Origin of the sequence: Streptomyces sp. NPDC001507 (assembly GCF_042894765.1) — a bacterium.
In the GTDB taxonomy this organism is placed as follows: domain Bacteria; phylum Actinomycetota; class Actinomycetes; order Streptomycetales; family Streptomycetaceae; genus Streptomyces.
In genome coordinates, this window is the sequence record NZ_JBIAVV010000010.1 from 461,302 (window position 1) to 483,613 (window position 22,312).

14 protein-coding genes, 1 tRNA gene and 1 riboswitch are annotated in these 22,312 nt (G+C 74.2%); of the genes, 9 read left to right on the plus strand and 6 right to left on the minus strand.

The genetic code is table 11. The annotated features are described in order from the left end of the window. The first annotated feature begins 5 nt into the window (after positions 1-5). Entirely contained in the window at positions 6-1,136 is a 1,131-nt protein-coding gene (locus ACFY0K_RS31950) for a dihydrofolate reductase family protein (RefSeq protein ID WP_390642712.1), read from the plus strand. Positions 1,137-1,202: 66 nt separating this feature from the next. Here the strand turns inward: ACFY0K_RS31950 and ACFY0K_RS31955 are convergent, their stop codons facing one another. Beyond that, positions 1,203-2,237, minus strand: coding sequence for a helix-turn-helix domain-containing protein (locus ACFY0K_RS31955; protein WP_390642713.1), 1,035 nt, complete (start codon positions 2,235-2,237; stop codon positions 1,203-1,205). A gap of 149 nt (positions 2,238-2,386) precedes the next feature. Between ACFY0K_RS31955 and ACFY0K_RS31960 the strand changes: the two genes are divergently transcribed. From ACFY0K_RS31960 to ACFY0K_RS31985, 6 genes are all read left to right on the plus strand, one after another. After that, on the plus strand, positions 2,387-3,412 hold the full coding sequence (locus ACFY0K_RS31960) for a nuclear transport factor 2 family protein (RefSeq protein ID WP_390642714.1): 1,026 nt from the start codon (positions 2,387-2,389) through the stop codon (positions 3,410-3,412). A 60-nt stretch (positions 3,413-3,472) separates the two neighbouring features. Further along, entirely contained in the window at positions 3,473-4,267 is a 795-nt protein-coding gene (locus tag ACFY0K_RS31965) for an MBL fold metallo-hydrolase (protein WP_390642715.1), read from the plus strand. A 70-nt stretch (positions 4,268-4,337) separates the two neighbouring features. Next, a tRNA-Met gene (locus ACFY0K_RS31970) sits at positions 4,338-4,411 on the plus strand. Between the two features lie 267 nt (positions 4,412-4,678). Further along, positions 4,679-5,797 (plus strand): PP2C family protein-serine/threonine phosphatase, encoded by a 1,119-nt coding sequence (locus tag ACFY0K_RS31975; protein ID WP_390642716.1) that lies wholly within the window; start codon positions 4,679-4,681, stop codon positions 5,795-5,797. Between the two features lie 250 nt (positions 5,798-6,047). Continuing rightward, a riboswitch (cyclic di-AMP (ydaO/yuaA leader) is annotated at positions 6,048-6,208 on the plus strand. A gap of 7 nt (positions 6,209-6,215) precedes the next feature. Beyond that, positions 6,216-7,253, plus strand: a complete 1,038-nt coding sequence (locus ACFY0K_RS31980; protein ID WP_390642717.1) for a M23 family metallopeptidase — start codon at positions 6,216-6,218, stop codon at positions 7,251-7,253. Positions 7,254-7,406: 153 nt separating this feature from the next. After that, positions 7,407-8,351, plus strand: a complete 945-nt coding sequence (locus ACFY0K_RS31985; protein WP_390642718.1) for an aldo/keto reductase — start codon at positions 7,407-7,409, stop codon at positions 8,349-8,351. 112 nt (positions 8,352-8,463) lie between these two features. Here the strand turns inward: ACFY0K_RS31985 and ACFY0K_RS31990 are convergent, their stop codons facing one another. The 4 genes from ACFY0K_RS31990 to ACFY0K_RS32005 form a co-directional block, all read right to left on the minus strand. Then, a complete protein-coding gene (locus tag ACFY0K_RS31990; RefSeq protein WP_390642719.1) occupies positions 8,464-9,810 on the minus strand; it encodes a PrsW family intramembrane metalloprotease in 1,347 nt (448 codons plus the stop codon). Positions 9,811-9,820: 10 nt separating this feature from the next. Further along, a complete protein-coding gene (gene trmB, locus ACFY0K_RS31995; RefSeq protein WP_390642720.1) occupies positions 9,821-10,717 on the minus strand; it encodes a tRNA (guanosine(46)-N7)-methyltransferase TrmB in 897 nt (298 codons plus the stop codon). Positions 10,718-10,760: 43 nt separating this feature from the next. Continuing rightward, positions 10,761-11,990: an L-2-hydroxyglutarate oxidase gene (lhgO, locus tag ACFY0K_RS32000; protein ID WP_390642738.1), complete on the minus strand. Its 1,230-nt coding sequence runs from the start codon at positions 11,988-11,990 to the stop codon at positions 10,761-10,763. 172 nt (positions 11,991-12,162) lie between these two features. Then, a complete protein-coding gene (locus ACFY0K_RS32005) occupies positions 12,163-13,587 on the minus strand; it encodes an MFS transporter (RefSeq protein WP_093501181.1) in 1,425 nt (474 codons plus the stop codon). Between the two features lie 748 nt (positions 13,588-14,335). Between ACFY0K_RS32005 and ACFY0K_RS32010 the strand changes: the two genes are divergently transcribed. Together ACFY0K_RS32010 and ACFY0K_RS32015 are read left to right on the plus strand one after the other, a co-directional pair. Then, positions 14,336-16,414 carry an asparagine synthase-related protein gene (locus ACFY0K_RS32010; protein WP_390642721.1) on the plus strand — a complete coding sequence of 693 codons (2,079 nt, stop codon included), beginning with the start codon at positions 14,336-14,338 and terminating at the stop codon, positions 16,412-16,414. 503 nt (positions 16,415-16,917) lie between these two features. Continuing rightward, on the plus strand, positions 16,918-20,214 hold the full coding sequence (locus ACFY0K_RS32015; RefSeq protein WP_390642722.1) for a BTAD domain-containing putative transcriptional regulator: 3,297 nt from the start codon (positions 16,918-16,920) through the stop codon (positions 20,212-20,214). Here the strand turns inward: ACFY0K_RS32015 and ACFY0K_RS32020 are convergent. Next, complete coding sequence (locus ACFY0K_RS32020) at positions 20,201-22,063, minus strand: sigma-70 family RNA polymerase sigma factor (protein ID WP_390642723.1); 1,863 nt, start codon at positions 22,061-22,063, stop codon at positions 20,201-20,203. The genes ACFY0K_RS32015 and ACFY0K_RS32020 overlap by 14 nt on opposite strands. Positions 22,064-22,312 lie beyond the last annotated feature (249 nt).

Consider the following 22,312-nt stretch of genomic DNA (forward strand, 5'->3'; position numbering starts at 1 on the left):
GTCCGATGCCGTACCCCTACGTCCTGCTGTCCGCCGCCGTCTCGCTCGACGGCTTCCTCGACGACACCGGCCCCGACCGGCTCCTGCTCTCCTCTCCCGCCGACTTCGACCGCGTCGACGAGGTACGGGCCTCGGCCGACGCCATCCTGATCGGCGCCGGCACCATCCGCGCGGACAACCCCCGGCTCCTGGTCAACTCCCCGGAGCGGCGCGCGGCCCGGACCTCCGCCGGCCGGGCCGAGTACCCCCTCAAGGTCACGGTCACCGCGACCGGCGACCTCGACCCGGACGCGAAGTTCTGGCACACCGGCGGCGAGAAGATCGTCTACACGACGGACGAGGGCGTGCGGCGGGCCCGAGCCCTCGGGATCGCCGCCGACACCGTCTCCCTCGGCACCGACCTCGACTGGCGTCTGCTCCTGGAGCACCTGCACGACGTACGGGGCGTACGGCGGCTGATGGTCGAGGGCGGCGGCACCGTGCACACCCAGCTCCTCCAGCAGGGCCTGGCCGACGAGCTCCAGCTGGTGCTCGCTCCCCTCTTCGTCGGCGACCCGAAGGCGCCGCGCCTGTTCGGTCCCGGCGGGTACCAGGCCGGACGGCTGCGGCTCCTGGAGACCCGCCGTATCGAGGACGTCGTGCTCCTGCGCTACGAGCCCACGGAACCCGGCACCGGCGGGTGGGTCTCCGCCGCGGACCGGCACTGGCTGCGGCTCGCCTGCGAACTGGCGGCCGAGTGCCCGCCCTCCCGGACCGCGTTCAGCGTGGGTGCGGTGGTCGTCGCGGCCGACGGCACGGAACTGGCCCGCGGCCACTCCCGCGAGGCCGGCGACCCCGTGGTCCACGCGGAGGAGGCGGCCCTGGCCAAGATCCCCGCGGACGACCCCCGGCTGGCCGCGGCCACCGTCTACACCAGCCTCGAACCCTGCACCCACCGCGCCTCCCGCCCGCACCCCTGCGCCGAGCTGATCCTCAGGGCCGGGGTGCGACGGGTGGTGACGGCATGGCGCGAGCCGGACACGTTCGTGGCGGCGGCCGACGGGACGGGGATGCTGCGGGAGGCGGGGGTGGAGGTGCTGGTGCTGGGGGAGTACGAGGGGCTGGCGAAGGCGCCGAACGGGCACCTCGTCGGCTGAGCCGAGCGTGGGGGCCGGGGGCCGGGGGGGCTGGTGGGGGCGGGGCCGGGTCGGCGGGGTGTCCGCTCACGCGAGGCGGTGACGCGGCGGCTCGGCCGGAGCGGCAGGCGGTTCCGCGGCCGGAGTCGCAGACGGTGCCGCAGCCGCGGTCGGGTCGGCGGCTGGTGGCATGGTCGGTCGGGTGGCCGGTGGCGTGGCCGGGTCGGTGGCCGGTGTCGCAGGTTCAGCGGCGGGGCCGGTGGCCGGGCCGGTGGCCGGAGTCGCGGCCGCGGTGAGGCTGGCGAGCAGGGCGAGGCGTTCGGCCGACGGGCTGCCCGGCTCGGCGTGGAAGCACAGCATGATCATGCTGTTCGTGCCCAGGATCGCCAGCTTCTCGGTCCGCAGGTCCAGCTCGCCGACCTGCGGATGCCGTAGCAGGGCCCGCCCGCTCTGCTTCGGACGGACGTCGTGGCGGGCCCACAGATGCCGGAACCGCGCGCTGCGCACGGACAGTTCGCCGACCAGGGCCGAAAGCCGCGGGTCGTCCGGATCCTCGCCGGCCGCCACGCGCAGCGTCGACGCGAGGCTGGCGGTGGCGAGGTCCCAGTCGCGGTGCAGGGTGCGCAACGCGTCGTTCAGGAACACCTCCCGGGCCAGGTTCGCGCCCGGCCGGTGCGCGGGGGAGAGGGCGACGGCCAGGGAGGTCGCCGCCCGTACGTCGCACAGCCGCCCGGCCACCACCACGGGCAGCGCGGACCACGTCTCCAGGAGCATGCGGATGCCCGCGGGCACCTGCTCGCCGCGCTGCCGGGAGCGCCTGGGCGGGGCCGGGGCGGCGAGCTGGCGGAGGTGGGCGGTGCCCTCCGCGTCCAGGTGCAGAGCGCCGGCGAGGGCCTCGACGATCTGCGGGGAAGGATGGCGGTTGCGGCCCTGCTCCAGCCGGATGTAGTACTCCGTGCTCACCCCGGCCAGCAGCGCCAGCTCATGCCGGCGCAGTCCCGGCACCCGCCTGCGGCCCGCGTCCGGCAGTCCCAGCAGCTGCGGGCTCAGCAGGGCCCGGCGCGCACGGAGGTACTCGCCGAGCGGCCCCGGCGCGTGCTTGTCGCTGCTGCCCTGTGCCATGAGGTCAGGCTAGGCGCCACGGCCCCGGCGATCCTGTCCCCGTGAGTACCACCCTTCACAGGGCGACGACGGATCGGCCCGGCGCTCCTAGTGTCGGCCCCGCCGACCTGCCGCAGGGGCGGGCGGGTTTTCCGAGCCGGGAGTCCGCGATGACGATGAACAGGCAGCACGCTGTACGGATCGGTGCGGCCGTGGCCGCCGTCGCGGCCGCGACGGCGCTGGCGACCGGTCCCGCGACGGCGGTGCCGCGGTCCGCCGGATCCGCGCGGACGGGCACGGCGGCCGAAAGCACGGCGGCCGCAGGCACCGTGGCCACGGGCACCGCGGCCACCGGGGCCGCGGCCACCGGGGCCGCGACCACCGGCTCGGTGTCCGCCCGCGAGACGGCGGCCAACAAGGCGCTAGTCACCTACGTTTACAAGCAGCTGTTCACTTATTACGACACGTCCGTGATCGACAAGTACGTCTCGCCCGACTACATCCAGCACAACCCCAACGTCGCCAACGGTCCGGAAGCGCTGCGCCGGCTGGTGGAGAACCTGAAGGCGACGGCCACCCCCGGCAGCGGCTCGGTCACCACGCACGTGATCGCGCAGGGCGACCTCGTCCTGCTCCAGACGCACGCGGGCACCTCCGACACCTTCAGCGGCATCGGGCTCGTCGACGTGTTCCGGGTCGAGCACCACAAGATCGTGGAGCACTGGGACACCATCCAGCCGGTCCCCGCCACCACGGCCAACGGCCACGACATGTTCGGCACGCTCACCTCGCCGCAGACCGACGCGGCCGGCCCGGCCTCGCACACGGCCGCGAGCGAGCGGGTCGTACGCGCCTACGTCCAGCAGCTGACCGGGCGCAAGGACGTGACCGCGGTCGACCGTTACCTCGCGCCGGACCTGGTCCAGCACGACCCGGCGCTCGCCGACGGCGCCGCCGCGTCGAAGCAGGCCTACACGGACCTGTTCGCCGCGCATCCGCAGTACCGGGCCACCGTCGCCAAGGCCGTCGCCGAGGGCGATCTGGTCGCGGTCCACCTCCACGACCAGAACAGCCCCTCGGACCTCGGCACCTCGGTGTACGAGATCTTCCGGGTGCACCACGGCAGGATCGTCGAGCACTGGGCACTCACCCAGGCCGTCCCGGCCACCTCGGTGAACGGCAACAGCATGTTCTGAGCGGCCCGTGCCCGCCCGCCCCTCCCCGTCGTCCGACCCCCTCCCGGAGAGCAGAACGCCATGAGCCGGTCCCGCCCCCGATCCGCCCACTCCGGCACCGGCCAGGAGGTGGCTCCCGGTGTTGTCCGGCTGGGGGACCCCCTCGTCAACTTCTACCTGGTGGACCACCCCGACGGGCTCACCCTCGTCGACGCCGGCCTGCCCGGACAGCGGCGCGGGCTCCTCGGCCACCTGACCGCCGCCGGACGGAGGCCGGCCGACATCCGGGCCGTCCTGATCACCCACGCCCACCCCGACCACACCGGCCTGACGGCGGAGCTCCAGCGGGCCGGCGCGGAGGTGTGGGTCCACGAGGACGATCGGGCCATGCTCATGGACGGCCCGCGCAGGGCGATGCGCCACGCCAAGTCGGAACGCTCCCCGCTGCCGTACCTCGTCCGCCGTCCGGCCGCGCTCGCCACCATGGCGACCATGGCCCGCCAGGGCGCGTTCACCGCGCCGCCGCCCGCCCGGGCGCGCACGTTCGGCGACGGCGCGCGGCTGGACGGTGTGCCCGGACGGCCGCTCGTCGTCGCGCTGCCGGGCCACACCCCCGGCAGCACCGGCTTCCACTTCCCCGACCAGGGCCTCTTCTTCACCGGCGACGCCCTGGTCACCCAGGAGGCCTTCACCGGGCACACCGGCCCCTGTCTGGTCTGCCGCGCCTTCACCCACGACTCCGCCGCCGCCCTCGCCTCGCTGGACGCCATCGCCGGTCTCTCCCGGGACACCGTCCTGCTGCCGGGGCACGGTCAGCCCTTCGCCGGCGGCCCCCACGAGGCGGCCGCGCGGGCCCGCCGCTTCGGCGTGCACTGACCCGCTCCTGCGCGTGAGTCTTAACCCGTGTGACTCCCGCTCTTCCGATGGCGTATGCTGGTGTCACCGACGCGGGGTGGAGCAGCTCGGTAGCTCGCTGGGCTCATAACCCAGAGGTCGCAGGTTCAAATCCTGTCCCCGCTACTGAAACCCAGGGCCGGAATCCGAGATTCGAGGATTCCGGCCCTGAGTCGTATCCGGGCACGTGTTCCTCATCACACACTTCCGCACTCATCCGCCCGGCCCACACCGTTCGCCCCACCCGCTCGCAGCCGCAAACCTGGACGGACAGGCATCGAAGACACCGGACGCATCGAACACGGCGAGCAGATCGCGCGCGGCGAGCAGATCGCGCGCGGCGAGGACATCGCGCGCGGCGAGGACATCGCACACGGCGACCGCATCGAGGACATGGGACGGCAGGGGGGTCGCGTGGTGGGCCGTGCGGAGGCGGAGCGGCGCGGTCCGGCGGCCGCCCGGATCCTCGCCCGCTTCCTGCCCGCGCTGCTGATCTGCGCCGGCGTCTGTTACGACCTCCTCACCCCCGCGCCCTTCACCGCGGTCCCCTTCTTCACGGCTGCCCCGCTGATCGCCGCGCCCCTCTCCTCGCTGCGCACCACCCTCCTCACCGGCCTGGCCGCGCTCCTGGCCACCTACGCCGTGCACGCGCGGTTCGCCGTGCTCCCGGACGCCGACGCCGTCACCGAGATCCTCACGGTGATCACCGTTTCCGCCCTCGCCGCCGGCATCAACCGGATCGTCCGCCTCGGCGACCAGCGCCTCGCGACGGCCCGCGAAGTCGCCGAGGCCGCCCAGCGGGCCGTGCTGCCCGAGCCGGCCGAGCGGATCGGCAGCTTCGAGATCGCCGCCCGGTACGAGGCGGCCCAGGAGGGCACCTTCGTCGGCGGCGACCTGTACGCCGTCCAGGACACCCCGTACGGCGTGCGGCTGGTCGTCGGCGACGTCCGCGGCAAGGGGATGGGCGCGGTCGCCGCCGTCGCCGTGGTCATCGGCGCCTTCCGGGAGGCCGCCGAGCAGGAGGCCACGCTGGAGGCGGTGGCCGGCCGGCTGGAGCGGGCGCTGGCGCGCGAGGGCGTCCGGCGCGGCGGCATCGACGCCCACGAGGGGTTCACCACCGCCGTACTCGCCGAACTCCCGCACGGCGACGGCACGCTGCGGCTCGTCAACCGCGGGCATCCGCCGCCCCTGCTGCTGCACGGCGACGGCGAGGTGTGCCCGGTGCGGGCGCCGGAGGCCGCGCTGCCGCTCGGGATGGGCGAGTTGGGGACGTGGCCCGACCGGGCGGCCGAGCACGCGTTCCCGAGTGGCGCCACGCTGCTGCTGCACACCGACGGCCTCTCCGAGGCACGGGACGCGCACGGCCGGTTCTACGACCCGCAGCGGCGGCTGACCGGCCGTACCGCCATCGCCCCCGGCGCCCTGGTGGCCCGGCTCGCGGCCGAGGTGCGCCGGCACACCGGCGGCGGCATGACGGACGACATGGCGCTGCTCGCCGTACGACGGCCCTGAACGGCGGGCGGTCACGCTCGGTGTCCGAGCGACCGCCCTGCGCATAACAACTGAGTCACCATCAAAACCTGTGTGACTCCTGAGCTGAGCAGCGCGCCCCGTCGACTCGACCGATTTTGACCGGTCGCGGCAGGTAAGTCCAAGCTTTGAAAGCTTAATGATCAAGACGAACTGCTTGGAATCTGGTAGCCGGGTCTATTAACGTTCGATAACGCAGCGCGGTCGTCCCAGCCGTCACCCGCGACGGCTCCGTGCGCACGCGCCGAATCCCGCAAGGGAACCGGGGAACCACCACCTTGGGGTGAATCGCACGGCTACCGCCGGGTAGGAAACGGCCGGTATACGCGCGTAGGAGACCTTCCCGCTCCGAACCCGTCAGCTAACCCGGTAGGCGGCGGAAGGAAAGGAGTGCGCCCGCGTGGCGTCCAACCCGCCTGCTCCGACAGCCCCGTTCGTGCCCAGCCAGCGCCGGCCCGAGACCTTCGCGTACGGCGGCTACAGCGCCGACGAGGGCCCCTTCGAGGAGTGGAACCCCACCGAGGAGTCCCTCTCCGCGGCCCGCGGCCGGCACCGGGTCGCCAAGCAGAAGGGCGGCGGGCTCGCCCGCAGCTCCACGGTTCTCGGTGTCGGCGTCATAGCCGCCGTCGGCGCGGGCGGCATGGCCAGCGCCAACACCGGCAAGCCGCCGGTCTCCATCTCGCTGCCCGACCTGCCCTCCTCGGTCGACGCCCTGCTCGGCGAGGGCAGCGGCCACCAGGCCACCCAGACCGCGCTCAGCAGCGTCACCACGACGACGGCCACCGACGCGGACTCCTCCTCGTCCGACGCCGGCGAGGCGCTGCGCAGCCGGATCATCGCCCAGGCCGCGCAGCAGCAGAACCAGCTCGACACCAAGGCCAGTGCCAAGGCCGTCGCCGCCGCCGACAAGGCGATCGCGGACGCCGAGGCCAAGGCGGAGAAGGCGGCCGCCGCCAAAGCCGCCGACGCCAAGGAGAAGGCCGAGGCCTCCGCGAAGCAGAAGGCCGAGCAGGCCCGCCTCGCCGAGCTGGCCAAGCAGTACACGCTGCCCGTCGTCTCGTACACGATCACCGGCACCTTCGGCCAGGCCGGCTCCATGTGGGCCTCCGGCTACCACACCGGCCTCGACTTCGCCGCGCCCACCGGCACGCTGATCAAGGCCGTGCACAGCGGCACGGTCACCGAGGCGGGCTGGGCCGGCTCCTACGGCTACCGCACGATCATCACCCTCGACGACGGCACCGAGCTGTGGTTCTGCCACCAGTCCTCGATCGGCGTCAAGGTCGGCCAGAAGGTCGCCACCGGCGACGTCATCGGCCGCGTGGGCGCCACCGGCAACGTGACCGGCCCGCACCTCCACCTGGAGGTCCACCCGAACGGCCAGGCCACTGCCATCGACCCCATGCCCTGGCTGCGCGGCAAGGGCCTCAACCCCTGACCCCGGCCCGTACCGCACCGACCGGCTCCCGGCGGCCCTGACGACAACCCCCGGCGTCAGGGCCGCCGGCGTGCCGAACCACGGATTCCGCTTTTACGAGAACTTCGTACTCGACGGGGATGGGTCCCCGGGCGGCCCGTGTTGAAGTGGAGCATGACTGCTCTTCGCAAACTCGGCTCCTCCGACCTCGAGGTCTTCCCGCTCGCCCTCGGCGGCAACGTCTTCGGCTGGACCGCCGACGAGGCCACCTCCTTCGCCGTCCTCGACGCGTACACCGCCGCGGGCGGCAACTTCGTCGACACCGCCGACTCGTACACGGCGTGGATCGAGGGCAACAAGGGCGGCGAGTCCGAGACCATCATCGGGAAGTGGGTGAAGGCGCGCGGCAACCGCGACGACGTCGTCATCGCGACGAAGGTCAGCCAGCACCCCGAGTACCAGGGCCTGTCCGCCGCCAACATCAAGGCCGCCGCCGACGCGTCCCTGCGCCGTCTCGGCACCGACCGGATCGACCTGTACTACACGCACTTCGACAAGCCCGAGATCCCGGTCGAGGAGATCATCGGCGCGCTGGACGAGCTGGTGCGGGCGGGCAAGGTCCGGCACATCGCCGCGTCCAACATCACGCCGGAGCGGCTCCAGGAGTCCCTGGACTTCTCCGACCGCGAGGGCCTCGCCCGGTACGTGGCCCTCCAGCCCCACTACAACCTGGTCTCCCGCGACACCTACGAGGGCCCCCTCCAGGACCTGGCCTCCCGTACCGGCCTCGCGGCCGTCCCCTACTTCGCGCTGGCCGCCGGCTTCCTCACCGGCAAGTACCGCCCCGGTACGACGGTCGACAGCGCGCGAGCGGGCCGGGCCGCCCAGTACGCCGAGTCGGAGCGCGGCCAGAAGGTGCTGGCGGCCCTGGACGAGATCGCCGCGGCCCACGAGGCCCCGATCCCCACGGTCGCCCTGGCCTGGCTTGCGGCCCAGCCCACCATCATGGCCCCGATCGCCTCGGCCCGCACGCTGGAGCAACTCCCCCCGCTGCTGGGCGTCGCCGACCTGACCCTGACGTCCGAGGAACTGACAAAGCTGACAACGGCTTCCGCCTGACGGCCCGAGAGCCCGCCCCCTCCCGCTCCTCCGGTGCACCCTTTTCGCCGCGACGGTGCTCAGCCCGCGCGGTGTATTCCGGCGGTGCCGAGCCGTCCGCAACCCCGATGCACTAACTCCGGTACGGATTGTAGGCCGGATACGGCGCCGCCGCCCCGTAAGCCGGCGGTGCGTAACCGGCGTACCCCGGCCGCCACCCGCCCGGCGCGGCTGTCCGGGCCGCGTACTCCAGGGCCGGCCGCACCAGCTCCCGTCGGCTCCACAGCTCCGTCAGCAACTCCCGCTCCCGCGCCACGAAGTCGGCCCCCGCCCGTCCCCGCCGCCCCCGGCGCCGCAGCAGCGCCAGCGTCGTCGCGTACCCCTCGTACTCGGCGACCGCCCGCCCCGCCGCCTTCCCGAAGTGGTACGCGGTGTACTCCCGGGCCATCTGCCGCGCCCGCATCGACCCGAGCACGAACGGCTCCGCCGCGCCCAGCCACCCCGCGTAGACGTACGCCGGCAGCTCCTCGCGTACGGCCCGCAGCTCCCGCTGGCGCGTCCAGACGGCCAGCCAGGTCAGCAGCCCGAACGCCGGCACCATGAACATGCCGTACACGGCGAAGAACCCGTACTGCCCGAACGTGGACGACCCGTTCCAGAACGCGTGCATGCTCATCGCGAGCAGCAGCCCGGCCACCGGCACCAGCACCCGCCGCGCCCGCTGCCGCTCCCCGGAGAGCGCGGCGATGCCGAAGCCGATACCGGTGAGGACGGTGAAGAGCGGATGCGCGAACGGCGACAGCACGATCCGCACGAAGAACGTCGCGGCGGTGACGGAGGCGATGCCGCTGTCCCCGGTCAGCTGGTCGGTCCCGAAGGCCGTGCCGAGGTAGAGGATGTTCTCGGTGAACGCGAAGCCGGTGGCGGTGACCCCGGCTATCACCACCCCGTCGACGATCCCGGTGAAGTCCCGCCGGCGGAACAGGAACACCAGGAGGACGGCCGCCGCCTTCGCCGACTCCTCGACGACCGGCGCTATCACGGTCGCCCCGAGCGTGTCCGCACTGCTCGGGTCCGCGGTCGCCGTCGCTATCCATCTCGTCGCGAAGCTGTTGGCGACGATGGCTATCAGCGCGGCCGCGCAGGCGCCCCAGGCGAAGGCGAACAGCAGGTTCCGCCAGGGGCCCGGCTGTACCCGGTCCAGCCACCGGAACGCGCCCACGAGCAGCGGCACGGGCAGCACGGCGAGCCCGAGCCCGACGAGGAAGCCCTCCGTCCCGGTCTGCTCCCGCACCAGCGCGAGGATCACCAGCCCGGAGAGGGCCAGCAGTGTGCTCAGCGCCGAGTACCGCACCCAGCGCCGCTGCCACCAGCGGGGATGCCGCAGACCGTGCCCGGCGGGGTCGTGCGGATACGGCGGCTGCGGCGGCTGCGGCGGCTGTGGTGAGTACTGCGGGTACGGCGGCGGGAAGGTGGCCACGGCATCGACCCTAACGAGGTGACTCCTGACGGTGCTGCTCGCTCTGCGGCACCCGGTGCTGTACGCGACGGAAGAGCAGATCGTTCACCACATGTCCCTTGTCCAGTCCCTGACCCTCGAAACGGGTCAGCGGCCGGTGCGCCGGACGTGGCGCGAAACCGCCCTCGGCCTGCGTGTTCTCGAACTCCGGATGGGCGTCGAGCACGTCGAGCATCTGCTCGGCGTACGGCTCCCAGTCGGTCGCGCAGTGCACGATCGCCCCGGGCCGCAGCCGGGTCGCGGCGAGGTCGAGGAACTCGGGCTGGATCAGCCGCCGCTTGTGGTGCCGCTTCTTCGGCCAGGGGTCCGGGAAGTAGACCCGCAGCCCGTCGAGCGAGTCGGGCGTGAGCATCTCCCGGAGCAGGATGATCGCGTCGCCGTTGCCGACGCGGACGTTGGACAGCCCGTTCTGGTCGGCGAGGTTGAGCAGGTTCCCCTGGCCCGGCGTGTGCACGTCGACCGCGAGGATGTTGACGCCCGGATCCTCGGCGGCCATCTGCGCGGTCGCCTCGCCCATCCCGAACCCGATCTCCAGCACCACCGGGTCGTCGTTGCCGAACAGCTCGCCGAGGTCGATGACCCGCTGCCCGTCGATGTCCAGGCCCCACTTGGGCCACAGCCGCTGCAGCGCGTCGGCCTGCCCGGCGGTGACCCGGCTGCGGCGCGGCTGGAAGCTGCGGATCCGCCGCTCGAAGTGGGACCCGGCCGGATCGGCCCTGGGCCCGTCCGGGAACCGCGGCTCCCCCTTGGCCCGGGTGTGCCGGACGGACACCCCGGGGGCGTGGTCGGGGTGCGCACCGGGGACGTGCTCGGCGGGGCCGGTCTCGGCGGGCCGGGGGGCTTCGGGGGCGTTGCGGGAGTCAGACACAGTGCGTCGATTTTACGGCCCCCACGGGACGGCCCGCGGGGTGTCACACCGAGCCCAGCACCTCCAGCGCCCTCCGTGCCACCTCCCGCCCGATCGGCAGCGAGGCGGTCGCCGCGGGCGAGGGCGCGTTCAGCACGTGGACCGCCCGCGGCCCCTCCTTGATCAGGAAGTCGTCGACCAGCGTCCCGTCCCGCAGCACGGCCTGCGCCCGCACCCCCGCGGCCGCCCGCACCAGGTCCCCCTCCTCCGCGGCGGGCAGCAGCCGCCGTACGGCCGTCGTGAACGCCTTCTTCGACACCGACCGGAGCAGCTCCCCGCCCCCGTACCGCCAGTGCCGCCGCGCCAGCGCCCAGGACCCCGGCCAGGCCAGCGTCCCGGCGACCTCCCGCGGCCGGACGACGTCCCACCCGTACCCCTCCCTGGCCAGCGCCGGCACCGCGTTGGGCCCGATGTGCACGCCGCCGTCGATCCCGCGCGTGAGATGCACCCCGAGGAACGGGAACGCCGGGTCCGGCACCGGGTACACCAGCCCCCGCACCAGCTCCGGCCGCGCCAGCTCGTAGTACTCCCCGCGGAACGGCACGATCCGCATCCCCGGCTCGTCCCCGGTCAGCCGGGCGACCTCGTCGCAGTACAGCCCCGCGCAGTTGACCAGCACGCGCGCGCGTACGACGTCCCCGCGCGAGGTGAGCACGGCCACGCCCCGCTCCGGCCGCCGGTCCACCCTGACCACCCGGGCGCCGTACCGGATCTCCGCCCCCGAGGCCTCCCCGAGCTGCCGGGCGACGCCCACGAAGTCGGCGACCCCGGTGGTCCCGACGTGTATGGCGGCGAGCCCGCGCACCTCGGGCTCGTACTCCCCGATCTGAGCGGCCCCGAGCTCCCGCACCGGTATGCCGTTCTCCCGGCCGCGCTGCACGAGCGCGTGCAGCCGGGGCAGCTCGTCGCGCTCGGTGGCGACGATCAGCTTGCCGGTGACGGCGTGCGCGATGCCGTACTCCGCACAGAACTTGACCATCTCCGCGGCGCCCTTGACGGCGTACCGCGCCTTCAGCGATCCGGGCCGGTAGTAGATCCCGCTGTGGATGACCCCGCTGTTCCGCCCGGTCTGGTGCCGCGCGGGACCGGCCTCCTTCTCCAGCACGACGACCCGGGTCCCGGGCGCGGCCCGCGTGACCGCATACGCGGTGGACAGCCCGACGATCCCACCCCCGACGACGAGCACATCACAGTCGTACGCAACCCCGGCAGACACCTGCACCACCTCCCGCATCCGATAGTGCACTGCGCCACTGACAGCCACTTCAAACGCACGGTTGGTGAAGCGCCCCGTAAGGGGCGCTGAGGGCACCCCCGGCCGAAGGCTGGGGGAGGAACTGCGCGACCAGTCCCCACACACCCGCACCCGCCGACCGGACAGGACCCGGCAGACGGCTGGGCGCCCCTCACGCCGGCGCCATCAGCAACGGCCGCGCCCGCTCGCGCAACTCCACCACCCTCGGCTCGTCCCCGTACGGCTCCAGCCGGTGCAGCAGATCCTTCACGTACTCCGTCGTCCGCGCGGACGATATCCGCCCGGCCACCTCCACGGCCCGCACCCCCTGCTCGCAGGCCGCGTCGAGGTTGCCCGACTCCAGTTCGGCGACCGCCGACACCACCAGCCGCAGCCCGTGCGACCGCACGAACTCCTCCGTCGGCTTGGACAGCGCCTGCTCCGTGAAGCGCCGCACCTGCCGCGGCGCCTTCAGGTCCCGGTAGCACTCGGCCGCGTCCGCGGCGAACCGGTCGTAGCCGTAGAAGCCGAGCCAGGACGGGTCGTTGTCCCCCTCCCGCGCCCGCTCCAGCCATCCCTCCGCCGCCTTCAGCGCGGCCCCCGCGGCCTGCGCGTCCCCCGCACGCGCGTGTGCCCGCGCCTCGACCAGCCGGAAGAAGCTCATGGTCCGCGCGGTCGCCAGCCCCCGGTTGCGCTCCACGGCGGCCTGCGCGAGGTCGACGCCCTCGTCACCGAAGCCGCGGTACGTGGCCTGCAGGGACATCGATGCCAGGACGTACCCGCCGAGCGGCACGTCGGCCGCCGCGCGGGCGAGCCGCAGCGCCTGGATGTAGTACCGCTGCGCGGCCTCCTGCTGTCCGGTGTCGAAGGCCATCCACCCGGCAAGCCGCGTCAGTTCGGCACTCGCCCCGAACAGCGCCCGCCCGACCTCGTCGGAGTACGCGCCGAGCAGCAGTGGTGCCGCCTCCACCCGTAAACACTCCGGCACCATCGACGACCGCCAGTCACCGCCGCCGTACTTGGAGTCCCAGCGTCTGGCGTCCTCGGCGGCCTCCCGCAGCTTCTGCACGTCGCTGTGGCCGACTTTGAGCGGTGCGCCCGAACCGTCCACGGCGTTCGCCTCGCGCGCGACCGAGCTGTCGGCGGGGGTTATCAGCCAGCGCGAGGCGGGCGTTGCGTATGCGCTCACTGCGAACGAACCGGCCAGTGACTGCCAGATGCCGCCGGAACCGGCCCGGCGGCCGGCGAGGTCGAGGCGGTACAGCTCCGTCGCCGACCGCACCGCCTGGCCGACGTCCCTGGGGAAGGCGAGACCCACTTCGGGGGCGGGATCCGCGTCCGCCAGGCCGATCTCGTGGAGCGGCACCGGGCGGCCGAGCTTCTGGCCTATCGCGGCGGCGATGAGGTGTGGCGCGGCGCCCTGCGGCACCATGCCCTTCGACACCCAGCGCGCCACCGACGTCTTGTCGTAGCGAAGAGTCAACCCGCGTTGAGCGCCAAGATCGTTGACGCGTCGCGCGAGTCCTGCGTTGCTGATTCCCGCGAGGGCGAGAACGGCGCCGAGCTTTTCGTTCGGCCCGCGTTGCTCCCTGGACATGCGCCACCCCTCGACACAGACGGCTGCCGCGCTGGCATAACCACGCGGCATTCGTAAACCCAGCGTAGTTCGCCGCATCCCAAGCGTTAAGGGGCATTGTTCCGGATGGCGGGATTGTGGTCCGTACGCGAGTGCGGCCCATATACGCACCGTGCTCGGCCTGTCGCGTCGTGCCCCCGCCGTGTGGCCGTGCGCCTGTCCGTGCGCTCTTCTCCGGCCAACTGGGGAGCGGTTCCATGGCTGATGCGTGGGTCGGCCCGCTGTACTGGATCCAGTGGGCTGGGGGACACCGCCACCTTCATCCCCGCGGGTGGCGGACCGGTCCGGGAGGCGATGCCCGCCTCCCGGACTGTGCGCGTCCGGGCACGCGCGCGTGTGATGCGCAAAGCATGTACGGAGCGTGTGCAAGTCCGCGTGGCCGTCTCTGATTTGGCCGAAAATCGCCCCCACCGTTTTCGGCGACTCAACGCTCCTACCACGGCAATTGAGGGCGCGAACGGCGTTCGTGGGGAGCGTACAGGGGGCGCATTCGCGTCGCGGTCGCCCGGTATCGTACGGCGGCCGGCTCCCGCCCCGGCTCTCCCGCGGCACGCGCGCGTGGCCGGTCCTGCGGCAACTCCACGGCAACTCCGTGAAATCTTCCAGGGATCAAAGGCGGCCCCACCGCCCCTCCTGACCGCGCCCTTCATGGCAGCATGGGGACCCGGTTCGTACCGTGCATGGTTGTCCACAGCCTGTGGAGGCGTCGATGCGGTGGTTGGTGGGATGGAGCAGCACCATCTCCGGTGCCGCCACGATCGGCTCCGCCGGCGCCATGGGGTACGACGGCGAGACCGTTCACCCCGTCGGCTCCCAGCTCCTGTGGGGCGACCCCGACCCGCTCTGGGCCGTCGGCGACTGGCGCCCCGACGAGGTCCGCGTCATCAAGGCCGACGCGCAGAACCGCATCGCCGTCCTCGGCACCTGCGGCGCCACCGACGAGGAACTTCGCCTCGGCCTCTTCACGGCGCGCGGGGGCGCACTCCGGCATCTGACCGCCTGGCCCGGCAGCTACACCGCGGTCGTCCAGGTCGGCCGCCGGGTCACCGTCTGCGGCGACCTCGCGGGCGCCCGCCCGGTCTTCTACAGCCCCTGGGCAGGCGGGACGGCCTACGCCACGGCCGCGCTCCCGCTCGCCGACCTCATCGAGGCCAACCTCGACTACGGCCACCTCGCGGCCCTCCTCGCCGTCCCTGACGTACCGGCCGCGCTGCACGACTCGACCCCGTACGAGGGCGTGCGGCGCATTCCGCCGGGGCATGCGCTGATCCTGCGCACCGGGGCGCGCGAGGTCGCCGGGTACGAGCAGGTCGCCTCGCTCGCGGTCGCGGCACCCTCCGCCGACCCCGACCGCGCGGTGGACGCCGTACGGGACGCGCTCGTAGAAGCGGTACGCGCGCGGCTGTCGGCGCCCCGGCACGTCCCGGACATCGACCCTGGTCCGGTACCCGGCATGGGCCCCGCGGAGCGTCGCGCGGCGCGCGGGATGCCGGTCCCTGGCATCGGCGCCGATCTCTCCGGCGGCCCGGCGTCGGGGACGCTGGCCCTGCTGGCCGCGGGCCTGCCCGGCATGCCCGGCACGGTCCTCGGCCACGGCACGGGCGCCGGCGAGCGCCTCCTCGCCGTCACCTTCAACGACCTGGCGGTGGGCGGCCGCGAGGCCGAACTCGAACGCGCCGGCGTCCTCGCCGCCAACCCCCGCCTGCACCACGTGGTGGTCACCGGCGGCGAGGAGGTGCTGCCGTACGCCGACCTCGACGGCCCCCTCACCGACGAACCGGGGCCGTCCCTGATCTCGGCGGCCCGGCACCGCGCCCGGCTCGCCGCCGGCAGCGCCGACCACTTCACCGGCTACGGCGCCCGCCAGGTCCTCGACGCCCACCCCGCGCGCCTCGCCGACCTGCTGATGGACCGCAAGCGCCGTCACCTCGTCCGCCCGGTCGCCGCGCTCGCCAAGGCCGACGGCTCGGTGATGGTCCCCGCGCGCGTGTACAGCGCGGCCCGCCGCCTGGCGCGCACGCCGTACCGCGCGGGCGTCGAGTCCCTCGCCGAGCGCCTGCTGCGGCGCCGCTTCGAGGACCCCGGAGGCGCGGTGGGCGCGTCCCTCGCGGCGCTCACCTGGGCGAGACCGGGCCCGGCGGCGCGCTGGCTGACCGGTGAGGCGCTGGCTGAAGTATCGGTTCTGCTCCAGGGTTCGGCGAACCGCTCCGGCGTCGGCCCCGGGCAGCGCCCCGGGGACTACCGCGCGCGTGCGGTGCTGGCCCGCCACGCGGCCGACATCCGCGTCCTGGAACAGGCCGCCGAGATCCGCTCCCAGCGCCTCCACACCCCCTTCCTGGACAACCAGGTGGTCCGCGCCTGCCGCGACCTCCCCGAAGCGCTGCGGGTCCAGCCGGGCGCCCGCGCCGCGATCCTCCGCCGGGTCCTGGAGGGCGCCGGGGTCACCGACCTCCCGCCGGGCTGGGGCGCCCCCTCCCACGCCTCCTCGGCGGCCGCCACCCGCACCGGGCTGCGCGTGGCGGCCGACGACCTGATCTCCCTCTTCGCGACACCGCTGCTCGCGCAGGCGGGGCTGGTGGAGGCGCGGGTGGTCCGCAAGGCGCTCCGCGCGGCGGCCGCGGGGGAGCCGCTGCCGCTGGACGGGCTGGCCGACCTGGTCTCCCTGGAGCTGTGGCTGCGCCGGCTCCTCTCCCGCCGCGGCACGTGCTGGACGGGGACGCCGGCACGCGCGCGTGCGGTCCCTGCGGGGATACGGCCGATGCGGGGGGCGCTGGCGTCGGGGGCGTGACCCTGCCGGGGGCCGCCGTATCCGGGGGCTGCCGCCCCCGGGCCCCGCATCGGGTTGGGACCCTTGTGCTTCGGCCGCGGGCCGGTGGGGGCTGCTCGCGCAGTTCCTCCCCCAGCCTTCGGCCGGGGGTACCCCCAGCGCCCCTTACGGGGCGCTGCAGTCGCGCATAGACATAGCTGCGGGCAGTCGTGCCGGCTTTTACGAGGCCACATAGCTGCGGGCAGTCGTGCCGCACACGGCCGTAGGGGCTTGTGCGGTGGCGCGACCGCGAGCCCGTCGTGGCTGGTCGCGCAGTTCCTCCCCCAGCCTTTGGCCGGGGGACCCCCAGCCGCGTCGTCCTACATAGCTGCGGGCAGTCGTGCCGCTGGGGCGGCACGGGTGGGCGCGGCGGCACCCTGCCAGCGCCGGTAAGCGATACGCCCCCAGCACCCACCCCGGGCACCATGAAACTCCCGGCGCTGAAACCCCGTGCCGCTCACCGCGCCCCCGGCGACAATGACCCGGTGCGGTACCGAATCCTGGGCGTGGCCCGAGCCAGCGACGACCAGGGCACCCCCATACCCCTAGGCGGCCCCCGCCTCCGCGCGCTGCTCACCGTCCTCGCCCTCCACCCCGCCCGCACCCTCACCCCCGAGACCCTCATCGGGGAGATCTGGGCGGCGGACGACGACCCGCCCCAGGACGCCCCGGCCGCCCTCCAGGCCCTCGTCGGCCGGCTCCGCAGGGTCCTCGGCAGGGACAGCATCGTCTCGGCCCCCGGCGGCTACCGCCTGGCGGCGACCGAGGACGACATCGACCTGCACGTCTTCCAGCGGCAGGTCCGCGAGGGCACCGACGCCCTGGCCGCCGGCAACCCGGCGACGGCCCACCGCGTGCTCACCGACGCCCTCGCCCTCTGGCACGGCCCCGCCCTCGCCGACCTCCCCGACCGCGCCACGGCCGCCGCCCGCCCGGACGCGCTCCGGCTGGAGGCCACCCGCGCCCGTGCCGAAGCCGCCCTCCGCCTGGGCCGGGCCGCGGACGCCGTACCGGAGCTGACCGAGCTCACCACGGCCCACCCGTACGACGAGCCGCTGCACGCCCTGCTCATCCGCGCCCTGCGCGACACCGGCCGCCCGGCGGACGCCCTCGCCGCGTACGAGACCGCCCGCCGCACCCTCGCCGAAGGCCTCGGCACCGACCCCGGCCCGGAACTCCAGGCCCTGCACGCGTCCTTGCTCACGCAGGAACCAACCCCGCTGCAGGCACCCCCGCCCCGCACCGGCAACCTCCGTCCGCGCCTTACCTCTTTCGTGGGCCGGGAACCCGAACTCGAAGCCATTCGTTCCGAATTGCACAGGGCCCGTCTCGTCACCCTCACCGGACCGGGCGGCTCCGGAAAGACCCGTCTCGCCGAGGAGGCCGCCGCCGGACTCCCGCAGGCGTGGCTCGTCGAGCTCGCCCCGCTCGACCGGCCCGAGGCGGTGCCAGGCGCGGTGGTCAGCGCGCTCGGTCTGCGCGAGACCGTGCTCATGACCAACGAGCTGGCGACCGTACAGACCGACCCCACGGCTCTGCTCGTCGAGTACTGCGCCCAGCGCAGCCAACTCCTGATCCTTGACAACTGCGAACACGTCATCGAAGCAGCGGCCGCCCTCGCCGAAACCCTGCTCACCCACTGCCCCGGCCTCACGGTCCTCGCCACCAGCCGTGAACCCCTGGGCGTCCCCGGCGAGTCGGTGCGCCCGGTCGAACCCCTCGCCCCCGAGCAGGCACACCGCCTCTTCGAGGAGCGCGCCGCCGCCGTCCGCCCGGGGACGGGGACCGGTGCCGCGCCGGGCGACCCGGCGGCCGTCGACGAGATCTGCCGGCGCCTGGACGGTCTGCCCCTCGCGATCGAGCTCGCGGCGGCCCGGCTCCGGCTGCTGACGCCCCGCCAGATCGCCGACCGGCTCGACGACCGCTTCCGCCTGCTCACCGCCGGCAGCCGCACGGTCCTGCCCCGCCAGCAGACCCTGCGCGCCGTCGTCGACTGGTCCTGGGACCTGCTCGACGAACGGGAGCGGACGATGCTGCGCGAGGTGTCCGTCTTCGCCGGCGGCTGGGACCTCACCGCGGCGGAGGCGGTCTGCACCGGACCGGCCGCCGACCTCCTCGGCGCGCTCGTGGACAAGTCCCTGATCATCGCCACCCCGGACGGCACGGACGGCACCGCCGGCATGCGTTATCGCATGCTGGAGACCATCCACGAGTACGCCGTCGAGCGCGCCGCCGAGGTCCCCGGGCAGCGGGCGGCGGCCGAGCAACGGCACGGCGCGTGGGTGTGCGCGCTCGTCGAGGAGGCGGAGCCGAGACTGCGCTCCGGGGAGCAGCTTCCCTGGATCCGCCGCCTGGAGGCCGACCTCGACAACATCCGCGCCGCCCTCGACCGGGCGGTCCACGCGGGCGACGAGGTGCGGGCGGGCCGGATCGTCCTCGCCGTCGGCTGGTTCTGGTGGCTGCGCAACTACCGCCAGGAGGCGACCGCCTCGGTACGCGCGGTGCTGCGCCTCGGCGTCGCCCGGGACGCCCTGCCCGAGGACGCCGGCCCGGACGAACTGCGCGCTCTCGCCGCCGCGGCGGACCCCGTGGGCGCCCTCCTGGCCGCCCCCGGCGCCGAGGCCGGGCACCCGCTGTACGAGCTGCGCATGGACCTCAGGCTGCTCGACCTGTTCCTGGCGTCCGAGTCCGGCCCGTCGGACCTGGCGGCGGACGAGCGGACTCCGCGCTACGTCGCGCTCGTCCGGGCCGCCTTCGAGGCGGGCGGTCCCCGGGCCGCCCGGATGCCGGGCCTCATCTGGCCGCTCACCGCGTGGACCATGGGCGGCTCCGCCGTGGACATCAGCCCGGACATGTCGGCGGTGATCGCCAACTGCCGGATGTACGGCGGTGACTGGGAGGTCGGCGTCAGCCTGATGTACCGGACCCACATCATGGTCGACTCGCCCGGCAACCTGCGGGGCGTCGACGAGGACCTGGCCGAGCTGCGCGTCCTGAGCCGGCGGGTCGGGGACCGCTGGATGGGGGCCCAGGTGTGCAGCGCGGCCGGCGAGGCGGACATGGCGCGCGGCCGGTTCGTGGCGGCGGAGGCCGAGTACCGGGAGGCGCTGCGCCTCGCCCACGAGGTGGGCGCGTACGCGGAGACGCCGTTCCTGCTCGCGCGGCTCGCCGAGATCGCCTTCCGCTCCGGCGACCTGGTGGGTGCCCAGGCCGTCCTGGACCAGGCGGGCGAGGCCTCCGACCGGTACGCGGTGGCGGAGTCGAAGGCGTACGTGGCGCTGCTGCGGGCGCTCCTGGCCCAGCACGACGGGGACCTGCCCCGGGCGCGCGAGTACTACGAGACGGCCCGCGCCGCCACGTCGGCCGGCTCCGCACCACCACAGTTCACGGCCGCGATCCGCTCCGTCGAGGCCATGCTCACGGCCCTGGAGCACGGCCCCGCGAGCGGGCTGCCGATCGTGGCCGAAGGGCTGCGTGAGGCGGTGGCGTACCGGTGCGCCGAGGTGATCACTGCGGCGCTGGTGGACACCGGCGCCGACCTGCTGGCCCGGCTCGGCGACCTGGCGGGCGCGGTACGGCTGTACGCCGCCGCCGAGCACTGGCGTGCCGGGAACGTCCGTCCCGAGCCGGAGCGCACCCGCGCCGAGGAGGTCGACGCGGCCGCCCGCGCCTCGCTGACCCCGCAGCGCTACGCGGCCGAGCGCTCGCGCGGTGCCTCCCTCACCGAGGAGGACGCGCTGCGCGAACTGGGCAGAACCCCGACGGCCGCTACCGGCACGTGAACGTCGACTCGGCCCAGTCGGCGAGCGCCACCGTGTCGAAGGCGGTCCGCGGTTCGACCACCAGCCGCACGGTCCGGTGCCCGGTCAGGTCCACGTGGACGGGTACGGCGGCCTGTCCGCCCTCGACCACCCCGGACTGCCACAGCCGCACCCCGTCCGCGTAGACGGCGAAGGTGACCTTGCCGAGGCCGAGGGTCATGTCGTCGACGCCGGCCATCGCGTCGTAGGCGCTGCACTGCCGGTTGAGGTCGATGGTGACGGAGGACCGGCCGTGCACGGTGACTCCGTGGCCGTACTCCTTGCCGGCGACCGTCACGCCGTACCGTTGCCACACCCAGCTGCTGTCGCCGAGCCGCATCTCCGGCCGGGTGCCGTCGCCGGTGACGTCGAAGCGCAGCTCGCTCCACTGGTAGACGGCCGGGGCGGGCGGCGGAGTGGGCGTCGGCGTGGGGGTGGGGGTCGGTTCCGGCGGGGTGGGTGTGGGTGTCGGGGTGGGGGTCGGCTTCGGGCTGGGGGCGGGGCGCGGGCTCGGGGTCGGCGTCGGGGCCGGTTCGGGGGCGAGGACGACCGGCTCGGGCTCGGGTTTCCTCGTCGGCGGGGTGGGTGTGGGGGTGGGGGTCGGGGTCTCGGGCCGCACGGCCGGCGCGGAGGGGGCGGGTCTGGCGGCCTCCTTGACCGGATGGCCGTCGTTCGCCAGGGCGAGGGCCACCACGGCGATGGCCGTCGCGACCACTCCGGCGGCGATACCGGCCTTCACGGGCCCCGCGAGCCCCTCCGAGGCCGCGGCGCCCCCGGCACCGCCGCCCGCCCCGCCGGACGAACCGCCCGCCGCGGCGGCCGCGCCCGCGGCCCCCACGCCTGCGCCCCCGGCGATGATCCCGAGCGCTTTGGCGTACCCGGCGGCCCCGAACCAGCCGATGACCGCGACCGGTACGACGGCCGGGATCCCGCTCGCGACCTCCTCGATCTGGGCGGCGGCCAGCCGGCACCTGGCGCACTCCTCCAGGTGCTTGCGCAGGCCCCGTTCGGCGCGGACCCGCAGTTTGCGGCGGGCGTAGCCGCCGAGCTGGTCGGCGTAGCGGGCGCACTCCTCGTCGTCGATGAGGGCGGCGCTCACATGGGCCTGGAGGTAGGCCTGCTTGAGGCCCTCCCGGGCCCGGCTGGCAAGGACCCGGGTGCCGTTGGCGTCCAGCCCGAAGAGGACGGCCACCTCGCTCGGCGACTCGTCCTCGACCTCGGTGTGCCACAGCACGGCCTGCCAGCGCTCCGGCAGCGAACGGAAGGCCTGCATCGCCATCGACTGCTCGGCCTCGTGCATCGCGCGCACATCCGCGCCGAGGTTCAGTGTGTCGGCGTCCGGCACCTCGGGGCCGCGCCCGGCCTGTGCCGCGAACAGTGCGAAATCGTCGACGAGTTGCTCACGCCGGGCCGACTTGGTCCACTGTGCGGCGACCCGGCGTACGGAGGTGAGCAGGTACGCGCGCACGGCGTACTCGGGCCCCGACCCGCCACGCACCGCCTGCAGCATGCGGGCGAACACCTCGGCGGTCAGGTCGTCGGCGGTGTGCCCGTCCCGGCAGCAGGTGCGCGCGTAGCGCCGCACGGCGTCCGCGTGCCGCCGGTACAGCTCCTCGTACGCCGAGTCGTCGCCGGCCCGCATGCGCTCGATCAACTGGCTGTCGGGATGCGGAAGCTTCCGGCGCGGCGGCACGCTCCCGCCGCGCTGTGCCGGAACGTTCCCTTCCGGCGGTTCACCGGCCGGCGGCACCGAGGCGCGCCCGCCCTGGCTGGGCACCTGCGGCGAGGCCGTCTCCTCACCGACGGACTCGTCCCACCCGTCAACGCTCATCGCGGAACGCCCCCGATGCCTGCCCGACCGACCGAATCACCGGCTCAGACTGCCACACCGTCTTTTGCCGAGGACCCCGAGTGACGAAACGGTCACCCGGAAGGGGAAACACCGGGACCGCAGCGCCCCGTAAGGGGCGCTGGGGGTGCCCCCGGCCGAAGGCTGGGGGAGGAACTGCGCGACAAGCCACAACGCACCCGCACCCGCCCACGGTCAGCGCACGGCACACGCTTCCGCGCTCCCGCGAGC